The 289-nt window shown below is 64.0% G+C and carries 1 protein-coding gene; it reads left to right on the top strand.

All coding sequences use genetic code 11. The annotated features are described in order from the left end of the window. Positions 1-289, top strand: a 289-nt coding sequence (locus WDW90_RS38920) for a calcium-binding protein (protein ID WP_431311226.1), incomplete at both ends; no start/stop codon positions are given.

The following is a 289-nucleotide window of genomic DNA, read 5'->3' as shown; positions in this document are numbered from 1 at the left end:
CAACGACTACATCGACTTCATCGGCTACGGCAACAGCGACGATTACGGCTTCGGCGATGCCGGCAACGACACGATGTACGGCTGGGACGGCAACGACACGCTCGACGGCTGGACCGGCAACGACACCCTCTACGGCGAGAACGGCAACGACACGCTGCTCGGCTACGACGGCGCCGACTACCTCTACGGTGGCAACGGCAACGACTACCTCTACGGCGAGAACGGCAACGACCATCTCTACGGCGGCGCCGGCAACGACTACATGAGCGGCGGCGCCGGCTACGACATC

Origin of the sequence: Methylobacterium nigriterrae (assembly GCF_037106235.1) — a bacterium.
GTDB classification, from domain to species: Bacteria; Pseudomonadota; Alphaproteobacteria; order Rhizobiales; family Beijerinckiaceae; genus Methylobacterium; species Methylobacterium nigriterrae.
Note: the sequence above shows the minus strand (reverse complement) of the source record. Positions and strands in the feature narration are given on the sequence as shown.